Here is a 23,613-nt window from a genome sequence, read left to right on the forward strand (position 1 = left end):
ACGAAAGCTCGTCGCATATCACAGCGTCATAAGATACCGGCCTGGAAATACAGGGGTGAGGAAGCTCCAGCGCGGACCGCTCCCGCTACCAGCATACATCTCCAAACAGGCTCAAGGAACAAAGCCTTTTCATGATCGCGCAGCGGTTTACAAAGACCCATAAAGCCGCGTTATCGCCTCAGCGAGGAACCGTCACGAGATGCCGTGAATCCCGCTTGGCCTGAGACCTTCGCCGATCCATTTCGGAATTGGCGTAAGCCCGGCGCACGTCAACCGCCCGCCGCTGATTGGCGCGGGCGCGCCCGTCACGCTAGGCGCCGACAGAGGCAACCTCCGCAACGACCGTACCGCCAGAAAACCAAAACACTCGGCTTCAAGCGCATCGCCATCCCAGCCAAGATCTTCGACCGGTCGCACCGCTCCCTGTAGCGACAGGCGCAGACTCTCCATCAGAACGGGGTTGTGCCGCCCGCCTCCGCAAACGTACCAGGCCAGCGGCTGATTCGGCAGCGGCGCGCGGCGTATGGCCTCCACAGTGAACGCCGCCAGCGTCGCTGCGCCGTCTTCCGGCGAGCAATCCCGCACCGCCTCAAGAGCCGTAACGAAACTCAACCTATCCAGAGACTTTGGGGGGGGGAGAGAAAAATACGGGTCTGACAAAAGGCGTTCCAGAATGTCCCGCCTCGGCGTCCCAGCCGCCGCCAGCGCGCCGTCGACGTCGCACGCGACGCCCGTATGGCGAAACGCCCAGTCGTCGAGCAGCGCATTTCCCGGCCCCGTGTCGCAGGCATGAACGGACCCGTCCGCATCAATGAATGTCAGATTCGCCACGCCGCCGATATTGAGGATTGCGACGGGGCGTTCCCCGCCATGGATCAGCGCGGCATGATACCACGGCGCCAGCGGCGCGCCCTGCCCTCCGGCCGCCACGTCCGCGCTTCGGAAATCGTGAACGACAGGAAGACCGGTTTCGGAGGACAGCAACGCCGCGTCTCCGATCTGCCATGTCCGCCGTTCGGCAGGTGCATGCAGGATCGTCTGCCCGTGAAACCCGATCACATCGACATGCGGCGCATCCGCGAGAAGAGCGTTGACGGCTTCCGCATGCCGCAACGTGATCTCACGCTCCACAGCCAGCACCTCGGCGTCATCGAGCGCCAGGTCCGCCGCGCGGTCCAGCAACGCCCGCGCACGCTGACGCAGTTCCAGCGTATAGGGCAGGCTCAGCCGCGCGCCGTGCGAGAAAACGCGCTCCCCGTCAGTCTCGATGATCGCGGCGTCAACTCCGTCCAGAGACGTTCCGCTCATGAGACCGATGGTTGTCAGCATGGCGCTCATCTTCCCTCGCCGCCTCCGCGCAATTCCACGACGAAATCATAAAGATCCGCGCGATAACAGGAGAACGTCACCTCAAGAACTCGACCGTCCGCCAGAAAAGAACGTCGCTCTATCGCCAGAACTGCCGACGCCTTCTCAAGATGCAGCAATTCGATCTCGGAGACCGCGCCTATCCGGGCGCGTATTCTCTGCAAGGCGCGAACCGGAAGAAGATCACGCTTGCGAACGGCGTCATAAAGAGATTCCCCAATATCCTGCGGCTTCAATCCAAATTGCGCCGACATGACGGCGGTCTCGATCGCCATTGGCTGACCGTTCGCCATCCTGATCCGCTTCAGACGCAGCACCGGCGCGTGGGGCGCAATGCCCAAAGCCATGGCCTCATCAGGGCTGGCGACGCTCTCCTCCCTTCGCAACCAGACAGATCCGGGCTCGAACCCGCGAGCACGCATATCCTCCGAAAAACCCAGCAAGCGTGACAACGGTTGCTCTATCCGTCCCGCGACGAAAGTCCCTGCGCCCTTTTTCTGGAGCAGGACGCCAGATTCGACCAGTTCGACGAACGCCTTGCGCACGGTCACGCGAGAGACGCCAATCATTTCCGCCAGATCGCGCTCCGCCGGAATTGCGTCGCCACGCCGAAGCGCGCCCCGGTCGATCAGGGCGCGCAAGCGATCGTTGACCTGAATGTAGAGCGGCTTGCTGTCGTCCGGATCGGGCGTCAGTGCTGCGGCCAGCGTCATCGCGTCCACGATATGCTCCTACGCCCTCTCGCCAAGCGCACGACGCAAATCGCCGCCCGCTTTTTCAAGACGCGCCGTGATTTCCGCGACAGGGATACCTTTGCGGATCATCACCGCGCGCTTCACATTGTCGCCCGACGCAGCCAAGGCCGCCTCGATTTCTGCGTCTGTCCCGCCGGCAAGACGGCGCACCATGGCGATCGCGCGGACACGCAGCTTTGCGTTGACGATGCGCATATCGACCATCTGCCCGCGATAGGCGTGACCCAGCCGAATCATCAGCGCCGTGGAGAGCATGTTCAGCGCCGCTTTCTGCGCCGTCCCCGCCTTAAGACGGGTCGAGCCGGAGATCACTTCAGGTCCAGTCGAGAGCACGATGCTCATGGCGGCAGCCTGCAGCAGTTTTCCCTGCGGACTGGAACTCACGCCAACAGTCAGCGCCCCCTTTTCACGCGCAGCGCGAACGGCGGAGCACGTATACGGCGTGCGGCCACTCGCGGCCACGCCGATCACCAGATCGTCCGGCCCCGGATCATGCTCAAGTACGTCAGCCCGGCCGATATCTTCCCGGTCCTCTGCGCCTTCGACTGCTTCAAACAGAGCCTTCGCACCGCCAGCGAGCAGAAGCACGAGACGCTCGGGAGGCAATCCGAACGTGGGCGTCAATTCAACGCCGTCCTGAAGCCCGACCCTCCCCGAGGTGCCGGCACCGACGTAAAAGAGTCTGCCGCCGTTACGCATGCCCGGCAGCGCCGCGTCGACGACAGCCTCGATCTGTGGCGCGGCGGCGTAAGCGACCGCCGTTGCCGCCATCTGAGCCTCTCCCAGCGCCGACAGGATTGAACCGGTCGACCAGAGATCAATGTCGGCGAAGCGCTCATCCCGGCGCTCCGTCGCGGCGTCGGCGGACGCGAGCGCGGAAGGTGTTCTGGCGTCGTTGTTAGTCAACAAATCGTATTCCCTTGCCTGAACAGTCGGCTCACGACATCTGCCCATTGCCGAATTACCGGACGAACCATGCCACATGTCGCAAGGCGGGGCGACGGCGCGCTCCTCCAGCAGCTGAGAGGTCCCACGCCCGTTACAGCCGCTTATGCGTCAGAAAAGAAACCTTTTCCATACCAATTATCGAGGACGTTATGTGATCTCACGCCGATGAGGCAATTTGATCTGTTTTTTGTTATCGATTTCCATGACGATGCATTATCAAAACGACTTGCATGAGCCTCATCAAGTATTATATTGGCTTTGTCGAAGCGGGAATTCCTACCTGCCGTCAGATGGCGCCGCTTCCATTCCAGGAGTCCTTAAATGACGCACCGCCGCACATTGATGGTGCTGGCCTCCGTGTCCCTGATGGCGCTCGGCGCCGGGACAATGGACGCCGCGACCACAAAGAAACCCGCCACCCGTCATACGCGACCTACATCGCGTCACGCGCCCGCAGCGAAGGCGCCAGTCACCGCGCCCGCCGCCCCCTCCGGAACGGGCGTGGAAGCCAGCCGGGCATCAGCGGAATCCGTCAACGTTCATGCGGAGTTGCAGACAGCCACCGGCGTCACGGGATCCACGCCCGGCGGAGGTCTCATGCCTGAGCAGACGGCTCCAAAATCCCGTAGCGGCCTGACTCGCGATTTCATCGCAAAGCAAAGTCCGACCAGCAACCCGACCAATATGATCGCAAGTCTTCCCGGCGTCGTCACAGGCAGCGGCGATCCGCTGGGGACAAGCGATCAACAGGTCAGCCTGTCGGTTCGCGGTCTGACCCAATTCGAACTGGGATACACCTATGAAGGAATTCCGGCCGCTGATCCGCTGAACTTCTTCATCTTCACGGGTACGACCGCCGACAACGAAAACATACAGGCAATCAACCTCGCTCAAGGCTCCGCAGATATCTCCGCCCCACTCTATAACGCCGTCGGGGGACAACTGAGCGAGACCCTGCGTGACCCCGCCGCCCACTTTGGCGGCCTCGTCAACCTCGCCTACGGTTCCTACGCACTCAACCGAGAGTTCATACGGATTGATTCCGGCGAGATCGGGCACACAGGCATCCGCAGCTTCGCGTCCTTCTCCTATGAAGGCGCCGATAACTGGCGCGGTCCCGGGCGAGGAACACGATATCATGTCGACGCCAAGGCTGTGAAAGAGTGGGGCGACGGAAATCGCGCTTCCTTCGTCCTGTCTTACAACAGCCCTACGGGCTATTACCTGAAGACGCCGACGCTGGCTCAATGGAAGTCATTGGGGACGAAAGCAAACTACGCCTACACTTATCGTAACGGCGGTTCATCTTATTATCGCTTTGACGAAAACCAGCGGAACTCGCTCATCCTCGGCGCTCCCGCGCATTTTCGCCTCGCCGATAATCTGACGGCTGACGTGACGCCTTACTTCACCTATTTCTGGGGGTATGGAAACGGCGGCACGACATTGTCGACGCAAGGCAGCTACGTCGGCGACCAGAACACCGGCCCCTTGGTCACCAGTTCCAGCGCCAGCACGATCGTCGCTGCGGCTATCGACACATTTCACGAACGTCATAGCGGCCTGAACTCCGCAATTCACTGGACCACCAAGCACAACACACTGACTCTGGGATATTGGTATTCCTACTACACCCAGCAGGAGCACTCGTACTACGCGGAAGCGGATGATCAGGGACATATCGCGTCCATGATCGGCGATTATCCTATCTACACCAGCGCCGGAATTCCGCTTTCGCGATACAACATAAACTTCGTGCAGCAGACGAACGCCATCTATATCAACGATGTCTTCAAGGCCTTCAACGACCGCCTTACGATCGAGGCGGGTTTCAAGGAAGCCATGGTCTCACGCATGTCTACGCAGCTGGTCCCCGGTGCGAATTACAAGACAACCGTAAATTACGCCGAACCGCTCCCGCAATTCGCCATGAGCTACAAGATCACGCCACACGACCAGATCTACATCAACGGTTCTACCGCCTTTCGCGCCCCGTCTTCAATTTTGACCATGGCTGATTACTTCAGCACCAGTACGGGCAAGATCGCCCACAGCCGCGCTACGAATCTTTCCCCCGAATACTCCATCGGCGAGGAAATCGGGTTTCGCCATTACGGACTTGTCAATATTTCGGCGGCCCTGTTCAACTACAATCTCACGAACCGTCAGCTCAGCTCAACCGTCTATATGAGCGGCGTCGCGACGACGGCCTCCATAAACGCCGGCGGGCAGACTTCGCGCGGCGCCGAGCTTGAGATAGGACTGCGCCCCTGGCGGCATTTCAGCCCCTATCTGTCTGGACAATACCTGCACGCCACAATCGACAACAACCTGTCAGTTGGAACGGATCTATTGCCGACCAAAGGAAAGACTGCGGTGAATACCCCGGCTTTCTCAGGCGCTATCGGCCTCTCCTATGACGACGGCGCTCTGTTCGGGAACTTCAGCCTCAATTATGTCGGTTCGCAATACGCAACGTTCATGAATGATCAGAAAATTCCATCGTACATCACCGGCGCGGTGACGATGGGCTACCGCTTCCGCTCGCTTGGCTTCGTCAAGCACCCACAGATCCAGTTAAACCTCATCAATCTTGGCAACAGTGGCTACCTGTCCGGCGCCTCGAGCCTGGTTGGCAACGCCAAGGCGACGCGCGGCGTCTACGGGACCTCTATCGCTGCGCAAACGCCTCTCTATTATGTCGGCGGAGGCTTCGCTGGGGTTGTCTCCGTCACTGCCGGATTCTGAATTTGAAAAAACGCGTTTCACGAGCTTTTTCGTCCGCAGCCGCAATCGTTGCTGCGCTTACGCTTACGCCTTTATCAGCGTGGGCTGACGGTGCCTGCCCCGTTCTGAAGGCCTCCGCTCCTGCGGCCGAAGTCGCCGCATTTTCTCGGCTGGATGCAGACGTCGAAGCAGGCCTTGGCCATGCTCCGGCGGGACTCTATCCCGGGGCCGTTCTCCTTGTTGCTCATCATGGGCGCATCGTCAGGCTGCAGGCGTTTGGCGACGCGAGCTATCTGACGGTCGACCCCGACGGAAAGGCCATACCCGCACGAGCGCCCCGCGCCATGGCCGCTGATGAAATATTCGATCTGGCGTCCATGACCAAAGTCGTCGCGACCACGGCTGCGTTGATGCATCTGGTGGATCAGGGGCGTCTCCATCTGACGGACAAACTTGGCGACCTTCTTCCGGCTTTTGCTGGCACGGACAAAGCCGACATCACGTTGCAGCAGTTGCTTACCCACCGCGCCGGGTTGTGGGAGTGGCAACCGACGTGGCTGTTCCAGCACCCCGCTGGCAATGCTCTCCCGTTTCTCGCGCGCTTACCACGCCGATACGGCATCGGAGAACGCTGGTCCTACTCCGATCTCGGTTTTATGATTCTTGGCGGTATAGTCGCGAAAACAGTGAATGAGCCGTTGAACGCTTACGTGACGCGCGAAATTTACAAGCCACTGGAAATGACCGACACTGGCTACCTCCCCTCTCCGACGTTGCGCTCACGCATCGCGGCCACATCCCAGGGCGACGCCTACCAGCAGCGAATGGCGCAAACGGGCAAACCTTACCCTCTGGCCATGCCGGAGGATATTCAGAATTTCTCAGGATATCGAACAAATTTTCTTTCCGGAGAAACCAACGACGCCAACAGTTGGCTGAGCTGGAACGGCGTGGCCGGACATGCGGGCCTGTTTTCGACAGCAACGGACGTCGCCCGCTACGCACAGACGCTTCTCAATGGCGGATGCTACGGGTCATGGCGGTTAGCCTCGGCTGAGACAGTCTCCCGTTTCGAACAGAGCCCCTATGACCAGAAACAGGCCCTGGGCTTTCGCAGACTTTCCATCCCAGGAGTCTCCACACCACTATTTGGCCATCCTGGTTTCACAGGCGGAAATTTTGCTATCGCGCCTGACCTTGATTTGACGGTGATTCTTCTGACCAACCGGCTCCACCGTCCGGACGAACCCGGAGCCTCCTACCCGGTTTTGACGCCGGTGTGGAACCATGTTGTAGCCGACGCTGTATCTCTGGCTTCGAACGCAAAGAACTAAAGCGACCGGAGCCGATCGACCTGACTATGGTGTGAACTGCTTTTTGTGCGGCGTCAGAAAAACTCCCCAACGGAACGCTTTTTCAAAACCTGACGTTTGGGGGTATTTTTCAAAAAGAACCCCAAACCGGAATGCGGGCCGCCTCTGAAAGAGAGACAGCCGTGAAAGCTCCGGGCGGGCGCTCGATTAATCCGACGATGATGAGCCGCCAGATCAGCCGCTTCTATCGCTCGTTCTCATCCGCATAGGGGTTTTTCGTGCCGCGCAACTGCAATCGGATCGGCACGCCGTCCAGGCCGAAACTCTCGCGCAAACCGTTGACCAGATAGCGACGATAATCGTCAGGCAGCTGCTCGGCACGCGTTCCAAAGATCAGGAACGTCGGCGGACGGCTTTTGACCTGAGTGATGTAACGCAGCTTCAGGCGACGGCCGCTGACCAGCGGCGGCGCATGACGCTCAAGCGCGCTATCGAACCAGCGATTTAGCTCGCCAGTCGAAACGCGGGTGTTCCAGATTTCGGCGGTCCGACGCACGGCCGGCAGCAGCTTGTTGACACCCGCTCCGGTGGTCGCGGAGAACGACACAACCTCGATCCCGCGCATTTGGGTCAGCGAAATCTCCAGACGATCGTAGATCGCCTTGCGCGTGGCGACGCGATCCTCGACCGCGTCCCACTTGTTCAGCGCGAGCACGCATCCACGTCCTTCGCGCTCGATCAGGCGCGCGATCTGCAGATCCTGCTCGTGCAGGCCAAGGGTCGCATCGATAACCAGAACCACGACCTCGGCCATTTTCAGGGCCTCGATGGTGGCGGACGTCGACATCTTCTCCAGCCGCTCATCAATCCGCGCCTTGCGACGAAGACCGGCCGTGTCGACGATCTGCACTTCCCCGTGCTCGTCACGGACCATCACTGCAATGGAATCGCGCGTCAGCCCCGGCTCGGGGCCGGTGATCATCCGCTCTTCACCGAGCACCCGGTTCAAAAGCGTTGATTTTCCGGCGTTGGGGCGCCCAACGAAAGCGATCTTGAGCACGCCCGCAACGGCTGTCTCGTCCTCGACGAACGCCGCCTGCTCGGCGAATTCGGCGAACATTGGATCGTCCGCGTCCGCCTGCGTCGACCCTTCGAGGATATCCGCGAAATTGACCTCGACTTCCGGTTCAGGCTGGACCGACGTCTTCGGCTGCCCCTTCGCCTCACGTGCGGCGCGAGCGCGGGCCCGGGCGGACCCTTTCACTGGCTCGACTGCCTCCGCAGCTTCGGCCTCCGCCATTGGAGGCAGACTCTCCGCGATTTCCCCCATCAGATCGGCGATGCCGTCGCCATGCTCAGCCGACAGGGCGAGCGGATCGCCAAGACCAAGCGAAAACGCTTCCATCGCAGCGGCCGCGCCCGAGCGTCCTTCAGCTTTATTGGCAACCAGGATGACTTTGCGGTTCTGTCTGCGCAGCCAGGAGGCGAAATGCGCGTCCGCAGGCGTGATCCCCGCGCGGGCGTCGATACAGAACAGTACGAGATCCGCCTGCTGCACAGCCGATTCAGACGACGCGCGCATTCTGCCGTACAGAGTATCCGGCGCGGCCTCTTCCAGTCCAGCAGTGTCGATCAGGCGCACAAGGCGGCCGCGAAGCATCGCCTCGCCTTCCTTGCGGTCGCGCGTGACGCCCGGCTGATCCGCCACCAGAGCCTGACGGCGCCCGACAAGCCGATTGAACAGCGTGGATTTGCCGACATTGGGGCGCCCGGCGATGACGACAGTGGGCAGCCCCTCCTTAGGCAGGGGCGCCTCGGGTCGTGAAGCGCGCGGCGTTTTTCTGCGTTCAGCCATAAGAAGTCAGGTTACCTACGTCATCGAGAACAAGAAGCTGGCCATCGACGACGATCGGCTGAACGGACGTTGCGTTCGGAAGCTTGTCGATGGTCAGAATTTTTCCGGTCAGCGGGTCGAGCGTCACTATGCCGTTTTCAGGCAACGTGCTGACGCAAACCAACTTACCGCCCGCCAAAACGGGCCCCGTCCATACGACGCCGTCCTTGCTCGCGTCCACACGGCGATACCGACGGAGCTGCGTAATCCAGCGCACCTGCCCAGTCTGCCGGTCAACGCAGGCCACCTGCTCGTCCATGCTCAACAGGAAGAGCCAGTCGTTCACGCTCAACAAGGGGCTTTGCCCGGCGACCGCGCGCTCCCAAAGGCGACGTCCCGAACGCATGTCGATGGCCACGAGAACGGACGCCACGCTCATGGCGTAGGCAGTGCCTGCGACAACGACCGGCATACTGCGGACGCAGGAGAAATCGAGCGCCGAAGTCTGACCGTTGGCGCTGCCGAGCGTGTCGCTCCACACCACCTCGCCGCTTTCCTCACGCAGCGCGACGAGGTCGCCGGATCCGAAGCCGCACAACACGATTCCGTCGACAACCGTTGGCGCAGGCTGCCCGAACATGACCGTGTCCGCCTGACTGGCGCTGTAGGACCACAGCTCGTGCCCGGTGTTCGCATCGAGCGCATAGAGCTTTTCGTCTATCGTGCCGAAAAAGACGCGGCCGTTCGCTATGGTTGGGGCAGATCGACCGGGCGTCCCGGCGGTCATGCGCCATTTCACGTTCCCCGTCGCGGTGTCGACCGCCACAGTCTGCGACACGCCATCAACGATGTAGAGCGTGTTCCCGGACGCCCCAAGACCGCCGCCGAGATTGCTCGACTTCACCGAACGGGGCTTGGCGTTCAAATGCCACAGCTCTTTCATCGCGGGCCAGGAGTAGGCCCGCACTTCGCCGACGGCGTCTACGGTGAACAGCCGTCCCTCATGAAGAACCGGTTGCGCCTGAATGACGCCGCGTCCCGACGAACCAAGCGCCGCAAACGCCAGGAAGTCGGGCTCGGAGTTGCCGTGGCCGATCGATTGCGACCAGCGCTTGTGCAGACCACCCCAGGCATAGTTGGCCGAGATGTGGCTGGGGATGCGTCCCGCGATTGGCCATTCCGTGACGGATGTCGTCGCCGGGATGGAGATCGGCGTCAGAGTTCCGTCGTTCTTCGTCACGACCAGACCGTTGCGCGTGTTCAGAACGTTCGTGCGGTGGCCTGCGAGGATGGGTTTCTCATCGTCATCGAAGAGACTGCACCCGGCAAGCGCTGGCGCCGCCACAGTCGCCAGCATCTGGCGAAGAAAGCGGCGGCGACCACCGCTCCGGGGCCTCCGGACGGCGGAAAGGGTCATCGGGGTCTCGTCGTTTTGCTGAAGCACGGCGGGCTGATCTCGATCAAACGCTGGGAAAGGAGCCGAAAGGGCTTATCCGGGCTGGTTAAGGGTCTGCATCACAGTGTTCGCACGCATCCGGACGCCTTCCGGGGCTTGCACATCCTGCGCCAGTGAAGAGAGCAGTTTGCGAGCGTCATCGAGCTTCCCGGTGCGCAGATCGAGCGTGGCAAGCACTTCGTTCGCAAGCGACGCGAAGGGCTTGCCCTTACCGGTCAGCAAGGACAGCCGCGACCGGATCGCCGCCTCATCGCCCGAATCGACCTGCCACTGGCACCAGTATAACGCCGCCAGATCCCGTAGCGTCGGCGACACGGACTGGTCCTGCGAGATAGCATTCCAGACCGTCAAGGCGTCCGGGAGTTGCCCGTGCGACGCGTTGGTCGCCGCGACCTGAAATTTCGCCAACGTGGCCAGACCTGCCGGAGAACCTTTGGCGACCGTTTCCAGTTGGGCCAGCGCCTTTTTCTGCACGTCGGTGAGTGGCGTACTCGCGCTGCTCGGCCCGGCGGCCGGGCTCACGTCCCGCAGCGCCTGAAGGTAGGTCGCCGAACTGGCGGCAGCGGCCTGATTGGCGCGAGACACGTGGTATTCCCACGCCCCGGCCGCGATGCCGACGAGCACGACTGCGCCAATGCCGACCCCTGCGTAACGCCGCGCGGCGTTACGCAGGCGCTCGGCGCGAAGCTCGTCATCCACTTCCCTGAAAATCTCGTCCGCCACCGAACCTTCGTTCCTTTCCGTCAGGCGCTTCGCACGCCTGTTTATTAACACGCAGCGACCGACCGTGCTTACCGATGCGCCTTCACGCCTTACGCGAAGACGCTTCAGTCCGGGGGCCGGACATTGAGACCTGCTGAGCCGCGCGTCCCGAACAATAGCGGCGTCGCGCGAGCCGAGCAAACAGGCGAAACCGCCAACGGCGTCGGTCACTGAAGCGCGCGACGATAAGTCTTTGTTCATTACCTTCGGTCATGATGGCGTCCATGTTCAGAACGCTCCGCCTTGCGCTCTTCGTCACATCGCTCCCCGCACTCGTCGCCGCCTGCTCGCCGGTGCAGATCGGGAGCTTCGCGATGGGGCGCGACTGCAGCGTCTCCGAACTTGCGAAAGGGACAGGCTGGTGCTCCCCGGCCGAAACACCGCCCCCGCCCCAACCCTATTGCACCCAGGGGTGGAGCGGCGTCGACTGCTGGAGCCGCCCGGATTTGATGCCGAACGTCGCGCGACAGGTGTCTCAGGGGCCAACCGGCCTCACCCCGGAACAGAACGCGGCGCGACTTAACATGGCGTATGGCAACGCGCCGCCGTCAACGCAGAACCCATACTGACACGTCGCTAACGCTCAGGATTGATATCGCGCGAACGCTCTCTGAACCTTAATTACGCACTTCCCTCATCGCCGCTTGCGCAGTGGCGTAGTCCATGGACCGCGGCACAAAAATAACGGTTGCCTTGCCGGTCTGACTCGCCGTCGTCACCATGTCATTTTCATTGACGCTCAGCAGCAACGCCAGAATTTCCTGACTACTGGCCTCCGGCAGTCCTTCCTGAAGCTTCTGCATGGCGTCCCTGAAACCTTCAGCTATGGCCTTGCGCTCGTTGGCGATTCCTTCGCCCTGAAGCCTCTTGCTCTCTGCCTCCGCGCGAGCGATTCCAACGCGCCTGACCCGCTCTGCTTCCGCCTCAGCTTCCGCGGCCTCCTTGCGTGCGATCGCCGCCAGCTTGTTGTTCATCGCTACCTGAACCTGTTCCGGCGGCATCGGCTGCTCAATCGTCACGCCGTGAATTTTCACCCCACTTTCCTGCGCGTCGTCCTCCTGATCGCTCATGACCTGCTCGGCGATGGTGTCACGCTGACGATAGAGCTCGTCCATGGTCATCCCAGAAATGATTTGTCTTATTTCGTTCTCGACCTTGAACACGAGACGCTTTACCGGCTCCTCGACCTTGTAGGCGTAGGCCATGATGCCTTCCGGCGTGTCGTTAACTGCATACCGCAGCACCCATTGAATACGGATGAAAGCGTCATCGCGCGTTTTCACGTCGGAAATTTTTTCGACCTGACTCTGCATCAGAGAAACCTGCCGTGCGATCGTGCACAGCGGCCAGATGAAATGCAGACCACTGCGCAACGGACGATCCTGAGGGACGCCCAGCCGTTCGATAACAAAGGCATGACGCCCTGGAACGACACGAAATCTTCTTACTATGAAGACTAACGCCACAGCCAGTACAGCGATGAAAAACAACATCGAAACACTTGATCCCTGCAAGTCGCCGCTAGTCATAACAATCTCCAGCTTTGGCGTTTTCGCCACATCTTCATTTCATTTTTCTATAGTTTACGCAGAGAACCAAGAAGAAAAACAGACATAATTTATCTTTGCCTCTTTTGAGCACGGGGAGCTTCGCAGAAGCGTCGTTTATCTCAACGCATCCGGAGCGGGGAAAATGATTCCAGTCCAAATTGGAAAGCAAACATGGCGCACGGTCACGAAACGGCGCAGGCTTCAGACCTGTACGCTGGCAGGACGGTAATTCGAAAACTTTCCCGTCCGCTGATAGACCCTCTCCTCTTCGGCAGGAAGGACGCTGCCCTGATACCAGGGCGTGTGTTCGCTCTCAAAATTGCCCGAGACACGGACGGCGTCGAAAAATCGATCGGGTTTAAAATATTTTTTGTTATATAAGGCGAAGGTTGTATCTATAGGCGCGTCGAACACTTCGCTGCCGTCCGGCAGACGGCCGAGTTTATAGCGCCAGAACTGACTTTCCCATTCCCATATATGGGTAGGTCCCATCTGTTTGGAATTAAGGTATTTGTCGTGCTTCATGCGGCTGCGATGTTTCAGGGACAACGCAAAACCGGCTTTCCCTATTTTGAAGTAGTCGGTAAGGTCCGTCAGCTGTCGCATGAAATCCACGGGCAAATTTTCGTTGAAAGCGATATCCGGATCCGTCAGACAGAATAACTCTGGAAGCGAATCATAAAATTCGCAGGATTTGACGATATGGCGCGGCCCCATATTTCGGGATAACCTGACAACATTACAAACGCAGTCGGAGTCCAGCTTCCCAAGGACATCCTTCATCTTGCTGTAGTTTGAACCGCTATCGACGATCGTTATATTGTTAAATCGATAGCGAAAGAGCTGCCGAAGCATTTTGACCACATAGGTCGGATTGTTGAAAGACGGCACATAAACGGGCGTCTGGCAGTAATACAGACTTCTAATATTATCGAATGCACGAGGACGCAGCTCTGGAACGTCGTCGGACAGAAAGCTGTCCACGAGAGTGCTCGCCGTTTCCATATGCAAAAGACACCAATTCCGGGTGGTAAATTGGTGTTTGAATCTGCCTGAACGTCATTAAAACTCTCTAAACACTGACTTGCTTGAAAGAGCTCAACTTAGCCTCCAGGCAGGCGATCCTGGATACCGCCATGCGCGAGCGCCCCGAAACTGCGCAATCGCGGGTCCGATCAGGTCGATCATGCATATTAGAGCCGTCTGGCCGGTTCAAGATTTCACGGGGAGAGCCGATCACTCCACCCGGTAAAATCCATCACACGCCTTTAGTGACCGCCGAATTTCCCGCCGGCGGCCTTGAGTTGCGCCGTCATCTTCGTGAAATTCGCGGCTATGCGCTTCTGGACTGCGACGCTACCCTCATGAATGTGGGCGATCTTGTCACGAGCCTCGTTGCTGACAACTGTCTCATCGTGGTTAGCCTGCTTGGAGACACAACTGTTGTAGGTGCGCGCCGCCTTCTCGTAGGCGCTGACCCGGTCGATGCTGGCGTTGTAACGATCGACGCTGGACCCGTCGACCGAAGGAGCAGAAGGCTCGGACCCGCAGCCCGATGCGGTCCATGCGTCATCAGCGCGCGCGGCGTTCGAGACCGCAAGCGATGCGACGAGAGCGAGAGCAACGAAGACTGGGCGGACTATCATCAGGGTTCCTTCCGGCGCGCGCCGGTCAAATTGCACTATGCGCTTGTCCTGTAATCGATCCGGGAACGCGCGGCGACTGTAGACGCCAACTTTACGGCAAGAAACGGGCCAGCTGACCGCGGGGTTCGCCCAGAATTGTGTCATCGCGCATCACGATCCGGCCACGCACAACGGTGGCCACCGGCCAGCCGGAGACCGCCATACCGTCGAACGGCGTCCAGCCCGCCGGTGTGACGATCCAGTCATTGGTGATGCGCCTGCGCGCTTTCATGTCCACCAGGGTGAAATCGGCGTCGTAACCGGCCGCGATACGGCCTTTCGCCTGTAGGCCATAGACACGCGCAGGTCCGGCCGCCATCAGGTCCGCGAGACGCCCCAGCGAGAGCCGTCCGGCGTTCACATGATCGAGCATGACCGGCACAATAGTCTGAACGCCGGTAAGCCCTGCGGGACATTCCGGCCACGGCTTCGCTTTCGCCTCCAGCGAATGCGGCGCGTGATCCGAAGACACGACGTCCACCGTGCCGTCGGCGATTGCGCGCCAACTCGCCTCATAATGGCGACGATCACGGATCGGCGGGTTCATGACGGCAAGCCCGCCAAGAGCCTCGTAACAGTCCGGAGCAACCTGCGTCAGATGGTTGACGAGCACTTCGACCGTCGCGATATCGCGAAATCCTTGCAGATACTCAAGCTCTTCTGCCGTTGACGTGTGCAGGATATGCGCCGGACGCCCTGTCTTGCGCGCCAACGCCATGAGACGGCGCGTGCCAAGGAACGCGCACTCCTCATCACGCCAGAACCGGTGCATGTCATGCGGCATGCCAACGTGGAAATCCTTGCGGCGCGCCTGCAGGCGATATTCGTCTTCGGAATGAAATGCGATACGGCGATGGCCGCTGCGCATCACGGCCTCGATTCCCGGGTCGTCCTCGATCATCAGGTCGCCGGTGGAGGAACCCGCAAACACCTTGATCGCGCACACGCCGTCGAAACGCTCATATTCAGCGAGTTGCGGCGTATTCTCCCGCGTGGCGCCGACATAGAACGCGAAATCGGTCCATGATTCCCGTGACGCGTATTCCTGCTTCCAGCGCAACATTTCCGCGTTGGTGATTGCGGGAGACGTGTTCGGCATGTCGAACACCGTGGTCACGCCGCCCAGCGCCGCAGCCCGCGTGCCTGTCGGGATGCTCTCGATTTCGGGCTTTCCCGGATCGCGAAGATGAACATGCGCGTCGATCAACCCGGGGAGAACGTGAAGTCCGCGCGCGTCGATCATCTCCTCCGCCTCTGCCGCGCCAGACACAGCGAGATCGACGATCCTGCCGCCTACGACGCCGATATCCGTCGCCGCTTCGCCCCATGGCAGAATGCAGACGCCATTGCGGATGATCAGATCGTAACGCATCGCTTACTCCTTAAATGCGCGCCGGATTTCGACTGCGCCGCTGCTATACTGTCGCCAGCGTCTCGAAAACATCCCCGTCGCGCGGGGCGCCGTCCACATGAATCCGGCGCCACAGCGCATAAAACAGCAGCGTCCACGCCGCCGGCGCAGCGCGGCGCGCGGTCGCATCCTTGAACAATGCGCGCACCATGTCCGGATCAGCGATCTCCGCGATGGCCGGTTGCGCGGCGACGAGCGGACCCAGCTTACGTCCCGCCTCCGCGATCCACTCGCCGACAGGTACGGTAAAACCTTGCTTCGGCGCGAATGGACTCGCCTCGGGAAGCGCTTGCTCCAGCCAACGACGCAGCAACCACTTCCCACGTCCGTCACGAACACGCAACGAGTCCGGCAGGAGCCACACCGCCTTCGCCACGACAGGATCGAGCAGCGGGGTTCGTCCCTCGACCCCGTGAGCCATCAGGCAACGATCGAGCTTCAGCAACAGATCGTTCGGCAGCCATTCGGCAATGTCCACCGCCTGCGCTCGGGAGAACGGCGTCGGACCCACGACGCTCATCTCCGCCCCCGCCAGCCCGTCTCGCCAGCGCGCCGGGCGTGACCGCAGAACGCCAAGGCCGTCGAACATGCCGCGCCGACGCATCCGCCGTCCCCCGCGCCACCACGGTCTGGTGGCGTGGCGATAGCGGCCGTATCCCGCGAAAAGCTCGTCTCCCCCCTCACCCGACAACACGACGGAGACGGACTCTCTCGCCCGCCGGGCGAGCATCCATGTCGGGATGATGGCGTAATCCGCCACAGGATCGTCCATGCTGCCAACTATTGCGGGCAGATGCCGCCACATATCGCCGCTGCTCACACGCACCGCCTCGTGAGCGGCGCCGACCGCCCGCGCCAGAGTCGCGGCGGCCGAAGCTTCATCCGCGACGCCACGCGCATCGAAACTGGCCGTCCAGGCCCGTATCGGCGCGCCACCGCCAGCTTCGCGGCGAATGCGCGCCATCGCGGCCAGCACAGCAGCACTGTCCACCCCGCCCGAAAGGAACATGCCGAAGGGAACGTCCGACCGCTCATGCGCGCGCACGCTGTCCATCAGCGCCGCGTCCAGACGGGCGAGCGCGGTCGCTTCGTCGATTTCCTCCGCAGCGCCTTCCGGCAGGGGCGAACGACGGGACCGATCGAGCAGACGTCCTGCGGCGATCCGCAATGTCTCTCCCGGCAGAAGCCGTGTGATGCCGGGAAAAATGGTCCGACGGCCGGTGGTGAACTGTAATTGCAGCAGTTCGTCACGAACAATCGGGTCAACGCCGGGCGCCGCCAACCCGGCGGCGATCAGGGCGGCCGGCTCCGACGCGAAAGCGACGCCGTCCGGCAATTCCGCGATATACAGAGACTTGATCCCGAACGGATCTCTCGCAAGCGTCAGTTCGCCCTTGTCGTCGTCATAAATTGCGACCGCATACATACCACGCAGTTCGGACGCAAAAGCCGACCCGTCCCTCTCCCACAGCCTGAGCGCAGATTCGCAATCGCTGCCGGTGCTGTAATGGGCGACGCCAATACGCCTGCGGATGTCCGGATCATTATAGATCTCTCCGTTGGCTATCATTGTGGCGGCCCCGGCGGAAATCGGCTGATCCCCTCCGTTGATATCTATGATCGCGAGCCGCGTGTGGATCATATCCGCCCGCCCCATACGCACGATATGCACGCCATCGGGGCCACGATGCCGCAGCGCCTCGGCCAGACGCTCAAGCACGCTGCGGTCCCGTGGCGTCGCGCCGCGATTGTAAAGAATACCGGCCAGACCGCACATCTACGCTGTCGCCTTCAATAACGATGTCCGCGGCGCGACCTTCCTCAGAAAGTCGTTCCACGCGTTCAGGACTGGCGCCGGTGCGTAATCGCTCTCGAAGCTGATGCGTCCGCCCAAGGCCAGGCGCTGCGCAAGAGAGCGGTCTTCGATAACGGCGCCAATCGCCTGCGCCAGAGCCTCGTGGTCCTCGACAGGGGCAAGCAAGCCGTTCGCGCCGTCGACGATCAGTTCGCGCGGCCCTTCAGACGCCGCCGCCACGACAGGCGTCGCCGCCGAAAAGGCTTCGATCACGACGTTGCCAAGCGGTTCATGGCGAGACGGACAAACGAGGATATCGCAGGCCCGGATCAGCCCGCCCGGATCGGCCCAGCCCGGCATCAACACCCGGTCGGCGACGCCCACCTGCCGCGCCAAATCCTCAAGCATTGCACGTTGCGGCCCTTCTCCAGCGATCAGCAACCGGGCGCCCGGAAGGCGTGGCATGGCCCGGATTAGGACATCGAACGCCTTGTTCTCGTGCAAACGCCCCAGAGCGAGCAGGAACGGCGCATTTTCCGGAATTTCTTTTGGACGGCGCGGGGCGGTGGCGCTGAAATCCGTGGCGAAATTGGGGACGTAGTGAACGCGGTCAGCGGCCCAGCCTTGACTCACCATCCACTCGGCCAACCCCCGCGTGTTGCCGATCAGGTGATCGCAATTCCGGTAGTAAGACAGATCGTAATACCCGCCCAGGCGTCCAACCAGCGTCCACTGCCCCTTCGGGGCGAAACGCGCCGCCCGGTTCATCCAGGCGACGACGACCTCCGCACCAAAATTGCACAAGGCGCTTTTCATACGCGGGCGTGTCAGAAGATCAGCCTGCCCACCGAAACGCAGCTCCCGTGGCGACAGACCAGCCGCGCGCAAACGACCGACGCGGCCAACGTCGCGTCGGATCACCGGCAGAACGTTGAGCCCCGACGCCGCCTGCGCAATGCACAGGCGCTCAAAAAAAAGCTCTGCGCCCCCGGCAGGAGCGCCAGCCATAACATGCGCGACGCGCAGGGAACTTGCCCCGACCGGTTCACCCGACGCCGTCGTCATGCCCCGTTCTCCATCAAATCCAGCGCACGCGGCAACACCGCCCCAACCGGGAGGTTCGCGATGGGGGCGCCTCCTTCGGGGCCGGGGGCCACAACCCACCCGACTCTTCGTCCAACAGGGGCGTATTCACTGGCCCGCGACGGACCAAACAGGCCCAGGGTCGGCGCCCCGGCGGCTGCCGCGAGATGCATGAGTCCTGAATCATTGCCTGTGAACAGCGCGCATCGGCGCAGCATGGCCGCGGTCTGGGCCAGCGTAAAGCGCCCGCCTGCGTCGATTGCGCCGGGTATCGCGAGCAAGGGCGCCGCCATCGTTCGCTCAGTCTCTCCCGGGCCATAGAACACCGCCAGGCGCGCTTCGGGCCGCTCTCGGGAAAGGGCCTTCCACAGCTCCTCGTATCGTTCCGCGGGCCAGACCTTGCCGGACCAGTTCGCCGTTGGCCCGAGCCCGATGGTCGGACCTTCGCCAAGAACTGCGGCGGCCGTCGCGTCGTCTCTGTCATTGGTCCAGACGACAGGCGATGGCGGCGGAGAGATTCCGAGAACCTGACCGACATGTGTGATCCGCGCCCCGGCCCGACGACCGCCCCGCATGATTCTGCGTTTGCGCGCCCATAACAGAAGGCTGGTGGCCGAACCGCGAAGGTCGATGATCGTATCCCATCGCGTAAAGGCGCACTGTCGCCACAACGCGAGCCAATGCATATCGTGGCGGCGCTTCTCCATAACGATCACGCGCTCCAGCCCCGGCATACGTTCAAACAGCCCTGCAGCCACCGGCCCGCAAGCTACGGTGATGCGAGCATCAGGCGCGGCCCGGCGCATATGCTCCAGCAGACCGGTCGAAATGACCGCGTCGCCGAGACGCGTCGCGGTGATGAAGAGAATACGCATGTAGCGCGATCTGATAGCCCGCTTCCTTCGCCGCACCAAGTTTGGCGACATCACTATGCCGAGGCCACGCGCTATGGCGTTTCCGCCGCGCACAGTGCTAGGACGCTGACAGCGGCCGTTTCGCGCGGCCGACCCTTGCGACTCATCAACTCCGGAGACTCCCCGCATGCCGACCGCCCCCGGCGACAGACGTATCAAGAAGGTTGTTCTGGCCTATTCAGGCGGCCTGGACACGTCCGTCATCCTGCGCTGGCTGCAGACCACCTACGGGTGTGAGGTCGTCACGTTCACGGCCGACCTCGGTCAGGGCGAAGAACTGGATCCCGCGCGCAAGAAAGCCGAAATGTTCGGCGTGAAGGAGATCTTCGTCGAAGATCTGCGCGAGACCTTCGTGAAGGACTTCGTGTTCCCGATGTTCCGGGCCAACACGCTCTACGAAGGACAGTACCTGCTCGGCACGTCCATCGCCCGCCCGCTGATCGCCCAGCGCCAGATCGAGATCGCTGAGGCCGTCGGCGCCGACGCCGTGGCGCACGGCGCGACCGGCAAGGGCAACGATCAGGTCCGCTTCGAACTGGCCTATTACGCCCTGAAGCCCGACATCACCGTGATCGCCCCGTGGCGCGAGTGGGATCTGACGTCGCGCACGCGGCTTCTGGCCTTCGCCGAAGAGCACCAGATTCCCGTCACCAAGGACAAGCGCGGCGAAGCCCCGTTCTCTGTCGACGCGAACCTCCTGCACTCTTCTTCCGAAGGCAAGCTGCTTGAAGACCCGTCGCAGGCGCCGGAAGAGATTGTCTTCCAGCGCACCATTTCGCCGGAAGACGCGCCGGACGTGGCCACCGAAATCACCATCGATTTCGTTTCCGGCGATCCGGTGGCGATCAATGGCGTGGCCCTGTCGCCCGCATCCCTGCTGACGAAGCTGAACGAACTGGGCAAGGCCAACGGCATCGGCCGTCTGGATCTCGTCGAGAACCGTTTTGTCGGCATGAAGTCACGCGGCATCTACGAAACGCCCGGCGGCACGATCCTGCTCGCCGCGCACCGCGCCATCGAATCGATCACGCTCGACCGCGAGGCTATGCACCTCAAGGACAGCCTGATGCCGCGCTATGCGGAGATCATCTACAACGGCTTCTGGTTCTCCCCCGAGCGCCGGATGCTGCAGGCCCTGATCGACGCGTCGCAGAACTCCGTTACCGGTCGCGTACGTCTGAAACTCTACAAGGGCAACGTCATCTGCGTCGGCCGAGAGAGCCCGCACAGCCTTTACGACACGCGCGTCGTGACGTTCGAGGACGATCAGGGCGCCTACAACCAGCAGGACGCGCAAGGCTTCATCAAGCTGAACGCCCTGCGTCTGCGTCTGGGGTCGCAGATCGGTCGACGCGGCGGCTCACTGTAACGTCCCCTCCTGCGCTGGAGCCACCTGGGTTATCGGCGCGGGAAACTTTGGCTCTGTAACATCGGCGGCGGCGGGGTAGCCCCCCTTTCCCGCCGCCGCTATACAGATCGCCCGGCTTCCCGACAGACGGGAAACTTCCCGGACTCCATCCATTCCGCTCTGCTCCCGCCAGCCAGTTCAGGCTCGGGAGCGTTCAGGGTCGATAAACTCCGAGGTGACATGTTTCGTTTTTCACTGACTCCGCGCCGCTTTCTTCCCTTCGCCGTCGCGGCGTCGCTGTCTCTTCCCGTAGTCGCCTGCGGGCATAAGGAAGAGGTGGAGCTGACGCCCGAGCAGTTGATGCAGAAAGAGATGTCGCAGCCAGGCGTGAAGACGCTTCCTGACGGCCTGGCTTACAAAGTGCTGGAGTCCGGACCGCCGAACGGGCCTCAGCCGCACAAGGGCGACACGATGATGCTGATCTATGAGGGCCGCCTGCCCGACGGATCGATCTTCGACGCGTCCGACCAGCACGGTCACGGCGCCTACATGCAGATGCCGCTCGACGGCCTCGTTCAGGGCTGGATGGAAGGCGTGCCTATGATGCATGTCGGGGATACCTGGATGCTCTATGTTCCAGCGAAATTAGGCTACGGCGACCGCGAGATGGGCATCATTCCGTCCAATAGCCCGCTCATCTTCAAGATCCAGCTTCTGGGCGTAACGCGCGGCGACAACGGGCAGTAACCAGCCTTTTTTCGGGCGCGTTGCTGGCGCGTCCGTTCCGTAGCTTCGTCGGTCGGAAAGTTTACATCAACATGCGCCGCCACGTGGTCGCCGCTCTTTGCTGCCTGCCTTTGCTCGCCGGATGCTCTCGCAGCAAAGACGGGCATTATCTCTACGCATCCAATTGCGGCATCTGCCATCACGGCGGTCAGGGCATGGCGGGTTCCGTTCCCCCTCTGGTCCGGCGGATAGACAAGATCGCGGCCACGCCACAGGGACGCGCCTATCTCGCCGCAGTGTTGATCAATGGCGTCAGCGGCCCCATTCGCGCCGATGGTCAACCATACCGGGCCGAAATGCCGCCGTTCCGATATCTTGCCGACACACAGATCGCGACAATTTTGTCATGGCTGTCCGAGCAAGGCGGTTCCGCCCCCGCGCCGGCGATCTCGGCTGCTGAAATCGCTACAGCAAGGGCCCACAGGATTGGCGCGGGCGACGTCGCCGCCATGCGGGCGAAGCTCGACCAGACAAACCCGCTACCCTGACGCCTGTCATGGTCGAGGGCGCATCGTCGCCACTTGACGAGTTGCAGGTAAAACCCTGACAACACCGCCATGCAACGCGTGTTCTCCGGCATTCAGCCGACCGGCATCCCTACACTCGGAAACTATCTTGGAGCCATCCGTAACTGGGTGACGCTTCAGGACGGGCACGAGTGCGTCTTCTGTTTAGTGGACCTGCACGCCATCACCATTTGGCAGGATCCTGAGGCGCTGCGCGCACAGACGCGGCAGCAGGCGGCGGTGCTGCTGGCCTCCGGTATAGATCCGGTCCGTCATGTCCTGTTCAACCAGTCCGCCGTGAGCGCTCACGCGCGTCTGGCGTGGATTTTCAACTGCGTCGCCCGGCTCGGCTGGCTGAACCGCATGACCCAGTTCAAGGACAAGGCCGGCAAGGATCGCGAGAACCATTCAGCTGGCCTCTACGTCTATCCCAACCTCATGGCCGCAGACATCATGGCCTACAAGGCGACGCGCGTTCCGGTTGGCGACGATCAGCGGCAGCATATCGAGCTGGCCAACGATATCGCCAAGAAGTTCAACCATGATTACGGCGTCGAATTTTTTCCGGAGATCGAAGCCTTCGTTCCTCCGGAAGCGGCTCGCGTCATGAGCCTGCGCGACGGAACGAAGAAGATGTCCAAATCCGATCCGTCGGAGCAGAGCCGTATCGAGATGACGGACAAAGCTGACGCCATCGCGTTGAAGATCCGTCGCGCTAAAACCGATCCGGAACCCCTTCCCTCCGAGGTTGATGGACTGGAAGGACGCCCGGAGGCCCGCAATCTTGTCGGGCTATATGCCGCCCTCGCGGAACTGACGCCGCAACAGGTGCTGGACCGCCACGGCGGAGAGGGATTTGGCCCGTTCAAACAGGCTTTGACTGACGTTCTGATTGGCCGTGTGGAGCCTATAGCGAAGGAAACATCCCGCCTTCTGGCTGATCCCGGCCATCTGGAGAACGTACTGCGTGATGGCGCGCAACGGGCGTCGACGATCGCCAATCCTATCGTTGACGAAGCTGAGCGGCTTGTCGGCTTTTTGCGGTAGGCTTGTCACGCATTCAGCGGAGCAGACGATAACGGTTACTACGATCTGGAGCGCCAACGCGGCCGTAGGGCCGCTGCGGTCATATCTTGTTGTGTTCGCCTCCAGTTTTTTATTTTTTACGCACGTGTTTTCGATAAGAAGCGGCATTGATTCAAGCCACCCAATCGACGAAACAAAGGCCAAGATGTCTTGTTCGACGACAGAATGCACGATCCGATTGCCGTCGTCGCCGCGGTCCGCCACGAATTACCGTCGAGGCTCAGGACTATACACTAACAGACTGTGAGGCGCCCCTGTCAGACCAGAGCGATACGGCTTATCAAAT

The 23,613-nt window shown here is 61.3% G+C and carries 20 protein-coding genes; 7 read left to right on the forward strand and 13 right to left on the reverse strand.

The genetic code is table 11. The features are described 5' to 3' along the window. Positions 1 to 192 precede the first annotated feature (192 nt). Genes G442_RS0100600 through G442_RS0100610 form a run of 3 tightly spaced genes read right to left on the reverse strand, consistent with a single transcriptional unit; the run spans position 193 to position 3,032 of the window. On the reverse strand, positions 193 to 1,338 hold the full coding sequence (locus G442_RS0100600) for an anhydro-N-acetylmuramic acid kinase (protein ID WP_026396418.1): 1,146 nt from the start codon (positions 1,336 to 1,338) through the stop codon (positions 193 to 195). Beyond that, positions 1,335 to 2,081: a GntR family transcriptional regulator gene (locus tag G442_RS0100605; protein WP_051291847.1), complete on the reverse strand. Its 747-nt coding sequence runs from the start codon at positions 2,079 to 2,081 to the stop codon at positions 1,335 to 1,337. Before G442_RS0100605 ends, G442_RS0100600 begins: the two co-directional genes overlap by 4 nt. Before the next feature lie 18 nt (positions 2,082 to 2,099). Next, complete coding sequence (locus G442_RS0100610) at positions 2,100 to 3,032, reverse strand: N-acetylmuramic acid 6-phosphate etherase (protein WP_026396420.1); 933 nt, start codon at positions 3,030 to 3,032, stop codon at positions 2,100 to 2,102. 360 nt (positions 3,033 to 3,392) lie between these two features. Between G442_RS0100610 and G442_RS0100615 the strand changes: the two genes are divergently transcribed. Both G442_RS0100615 and G442_RS20200 read left to right on the forward strand, forming a co-directional pair. Further along, entirely contained in the window at positions 3,393 to 5,819 is a 2,427-nt protein-coding gene (locus tag G442_RS0100615; RefSeq protein WP_026396421.1) for a TonB-dependent receptor, read from the forward strand. Between the two features lie 2 nt (positions 5,820 to 5,821). Next, positions 5,822 to 7,132 carry a serine hydrolase domain-containing protein gene (locus G442_RS20200; RefSeq protein ID WP_211229106.1) on the forward strand — a complete coding sequence of 437 codons (1,311 nt, stop codon included), beginning with the start codon at positions 5,822 to 5,824 and terminating at the stop codon, positions 7,130 to 7,132. A gap of 223 nt (positions 7,133 to 7,355) precedes the next feature. On the opposite strand, the gene der is transcribed toward G442_RS20200, so the two are convergent. The 3 genes from der to G442_RS0100635 form a co-directional block, all read right to left on the reverse strand. Further along, positions 7,356 to 8,966, reverse strand: coding sequence for a ribosome biogenesis GTPase Der (gene der / locus G442_RS0100625; RefSeq protein ID WP_026396422.1), 1,611 nt, complete (start codon positions 8,964 to 8,966; stop codon positions 7,356 to 7,358). Beyond that, positions 8,959 to 10,362 carry an outer membrane protein assembly factor BamB family protein gene (locus G442_RS0100630; RefSeq protein ID WP_026396423.1) on the reverse strand — a complete coding sequence of 468 codons (1,404 nt, stop codon included), beginning with the start codon at positions 10,360 to 10,362 and terminating at the stop codon, positions 8,959 to 8,961. Before G442_RS0100630 ends, der begins: the two co-directional genes overlap by 8 nt. 72 nt (positions 10,363 to 10,434) lie before the next feature. Continuing rightward, positions 10,435 to 11,364 carry a hypothetical protein gene (locus G442_RS0100635; protein WP_246789275.1) on the reverse strand — a complete coding sequence of 310 codons (930 nt, stop codon included), beginning with the start codon at positions 11,362 to 11,364 and terminating at the stop codon, positions 10,435 to 10,437. A gap of 23 nt (positions 11,365 to 11,387) precedes the next feature. Between G442_RS0100635 and G442_RS0100640 the strand changes: the two genes are divergently transcribed. Beyond that, on the forward strand, positions 11,388 to 11,732 hold the full coding sequence (locus G442_RS0100640; RefSeq protein WP_026396425.1) for a hypothetical protein: 345 nt from the start codon (positions 11,388 to 11,390) through the stop codon (positions 11,730 to 11,732). 48 nt (positions 11,733 to 11,780) lie between these two features. Here G442_RS0100640 and G442_RS0100645 read toward each other — a convergent pair whose 3' ends face one another. The 7 genes from G442_RS0100645 to G442_RS0100675 form a co-directional block, all read right to left on the reverse strand. After that, positions 11,781 to 12,692: an SPFH domain-containing protein gene (locus G442_RS0100645; protein ID WP_146882061.1), complete on the reverse strand. Its 912-nt coding sequence runs from the start codon at positions 12,690 to 12,692 to the stop codon at positions 11,781 to 11,783. Positions 12,693 to 12,914: 222 nt separating this feature from the next. Next, positions 12,915 to 13,697 (reverse strand): hypothetical protein, encoded by a 783-nt coding sequence (locus G442_RS0100650; protein WP_146882063.1) that lies wholly within the window; start codon positions 13,695 to 13,697, stop codon positions 12,915 to 12,917. Positions 13,698 to 13,981: 284 nt separating this feature from the next. Further along, positions 13,982 to 14,359 (reverse strand): hypothetical protein, encoded by a 378-nt coding sequence (locus tag G442_RS0100655; protein ID WP_026396428.1) that lies wholly within the window; start codon positions 14,357 to 14,359, stop codon positions 13,982 to 13,984. Between the two features lie 91 nt (positions 14,360 to 14,450). Further along, the gene (locus G442_RS0100660; protein WP_026396429.1) at positions 14,451 to 15,770 is read right to left on the reverse strand and encodes a dihydroorotase; all 1,320 of its coding nucleotides are present in this window, start codon (positions 15,768 to 15,770) and stop codon (positions 14,451 to 14,453) included. 43 nt (positions 15,771 to 15,813) lie between these two features. Beyond that, complete coding sequence (asnB, locus tag G442_RS0100665) at positions 15,814 to 17,586, reverse strand: asparagine synthase (glutamine-hydrolyzing) (protein ID WP_026396430.1); 1,773 nt, start codon at positions 17,584 to 17,586, stop codon at positions 15,814 to 15,816. Further along, positions 17,587 to 18,669 (reverse strand): glycosyltransferase, encoded by a 1,083-nt coding sequence (locus tag G442_RS0100670; protein ID WP_026396431.1) that lies wholly within the window; start codon positions 18,667 to 18,669, stop codon positions 17,587 to 17,589. Continuing rightward, entirely contained in the window at positions 18,666 to 19,562 is an 897-nt protein-coding gene (locus G442_RS0100675; RefSeq protein ID WP_026396432.1) for a glycosyltransferase family 9 protein, read from the reverse strand. Before G442_RS0100675 ends, G442_RS0100670 begins: the two co-directional genes overlap by 4 nt. A 166-nt stretch (positions 19,563 to 19,728) precedes the next feature. Here G442_RS0100675 and G442_RS0100680 point away from each other — a divergent pair, with 166 nt between their 5' ends. The 4 genes from G442_RS0100680 to trpS all read left to right on the forward strand — a co-directional run bounded on the left by G442_RS0100680 (position 19,729) and on the right by trpS (position 23,288). Then, the gene (locus G442_RS0100680; RefSeq protein WP_026396433.1) at positions 19,729 to 20,970 is read left to right on the forward strand and encodes an argininosuccinate synthase; all 1,242 of its coding nucleotides are present in this window, start codon (positions 19,729 to 19,731) and stop codon (positions 20,968 to 20,970) included. A gap of 219 nt (positions 20,971 to 21,189) precedes the next feature. Further along, positions 21,190 to 21,696 (forward strand): FKBP-type peptidyl-prolyl cis-trans isomerase, encoded by a 507-nt coding sequence (locus G442_RS0100690; protein ID WP_026396434.1) that lies wholly within the window; start codon positions 21,190 to 21,192, stop codon positions 21,694 to 21,696. Between the two features lie 71 nt (positions 21,697 to 21,767). Then, positions 21,768 to 22,223 carry a c-type cytochrome gene (locus G442_RS0100695; RefSeq protein WP_084440311.1) on the forward strand — a complete coding sequence of 152 codons (456 nt, stop codon included), beginning with the start codon at positions 21,768 to 21,770 and terminating at the stop codon, positions 22,221 to 22,223. Positions 22,224 to 22,292: 69 nt separating this feature from the next. Further along, complete coding sequence (gene trpS, locus G442_RS0100700) at positions 22,293 to 23,288, forward strand: tryptophan--tRNA ligase (protein ID WP_026396436.1); 996 nt, start codon at positions 22,293 to 22,295, stop codon at positions 23,286 to 23,288. Positions 23,289 to 23,613 lie beyond the last annotated feature (325 nt).

It is taken from the genome of Acetobacter nitrogenifigens DSM 23921 = NBRC 105050 (assembly GCF_000429165.1).
Taxonomy (GTDB): domain Bacteria; phylum Pseudomonadota; class Alphaproteobacteria; order Acetobacterales; family Acetobacteraceae; genus Acetobacter; species Acetobacter nitrogenifigens.

Excerpts from the sequence above, each read along its gene's own strand:
- G442_RS0100640 (WP_026396425.1), top strand. The coding sequence starts at position 11,388 with ATGTTCAGAACGCTCCGCCTTGCGCTCTTCGTCACATCGCTCCCCGCA.
- G442_RS0100660 (WP_026396429.1), bottom strand. The coding sequence starts at position 15,770 with ATGCGTTACGATCTGATCATCCGCAATGGCGTCTGCATTCTGCCATGG.
- G442_RS0100655 (WP_026396428.1), bottom strand. The coding sequence starts at position 14,359 with ATGATAGTCCGCCCAGTCTTCGTTGCTCTCGCTCTCGTCGCATCGCTT.
- G442_RS0100680 (WP_026396433.1), top strand. The coding sequence starts at position 19,729 with ATGCCGACCGCCCCCGGCGACAGACGTATCAAGAAGGTTGTTCTGGCC.
- G442_RS0100675 (WP_026396432.1), bottom strand. The coding sequence starts at position 19,562 with ATGCGTATTCTCTTCATCACCGCGACGCGTCTCGGCGACGCGGTCATT.
- G442_RS0100630 (WP_026396423.1), bottom strand. The coding sequence starts at position 10,362 with ATGACCCTTTCCGCCGTCCGGAGGCCCCGGAGCGGTGGTCGCCGCCGC.
- G442_RS0100670 (WP_026396431.1), bottom strand. The coding sequence starts at position 18,669 with ATGACGACGGCGTCGGGTGAACCGGTCGGGGCAAGTTCCCTGCGCGTC.
- asnB (WP_026396430.1), bottom strand. The coding sequence starts at position 17,586 with ATGTGCGGTCTGGCCGGTATTCTTTACAATCGCGGCGCGACGCCACGG.
- G442_RS0100615 (WP_026396421.1), top strand. The coding sequence starts at position 3,393 with ATGACGCACCGCCGCACATTGATGGTGCTGGCCTCCGTGTCCCTGATG.
- G442_RS0100600 (WP_026396418.1), bottom strand. The coding sequence starts at position 1,338 with ATGAGCGCCATGCTGACAACCATCGGTCTCATGAGCGGAACGTCTCTG.
- G442_RS0100695 (WP_084440311.1), top strand. The coding sequence starts at position 21,768 with ATGCGCCGCCACGTGGTCGCCGCTCTTTGCTGCCTGCCTTTGCTCGCC.
- G442_RS0100605 (WP_051291847.1), bottom strand. The coding sequence starts at position 2,081 with ATGACGCTGGCCGCAGCACTGACGCCCGATCCGGACGACAGCAAGCCG.
- der (WP_026396422.1), bottom strand. The coding sequence starts at position 8,966 with ATGGCTGAACGCAGAAAAACGCCGCGCGCTTCACGACCCGAGGCGCCC.
- trpS (WP_026396436.1), top strand. The coding sequence starts at position 22,293 with ATGCAACGCGTGTTCTCCGGCATTCAGCCGACCGGCATCCCTACACTC.
- G442_RS0100645 (WP_146882061.1), bottom strand. The coding sequence starts at position 12,692 with ATGACTAGCGGCGACTTGCAGGGATCAAGTGTTTCGATGTTGTTTTTC.
- G442_RS0100690 (WP_026396434.1), top strand. The coding sequence starts at position 21,190 with ATGTTTCGTTTTTCACTGACTCCGCGCCGCTTTCTTCCCTTCGCCGTC.
- G442_RS0100635 (WP_246789275.1), bottom strand. The coding sequence starts at position 11,364 with ATGAACAAAGACTTATCGTCGCGCGCTTCAGTGACCGACGCCGTTGGC.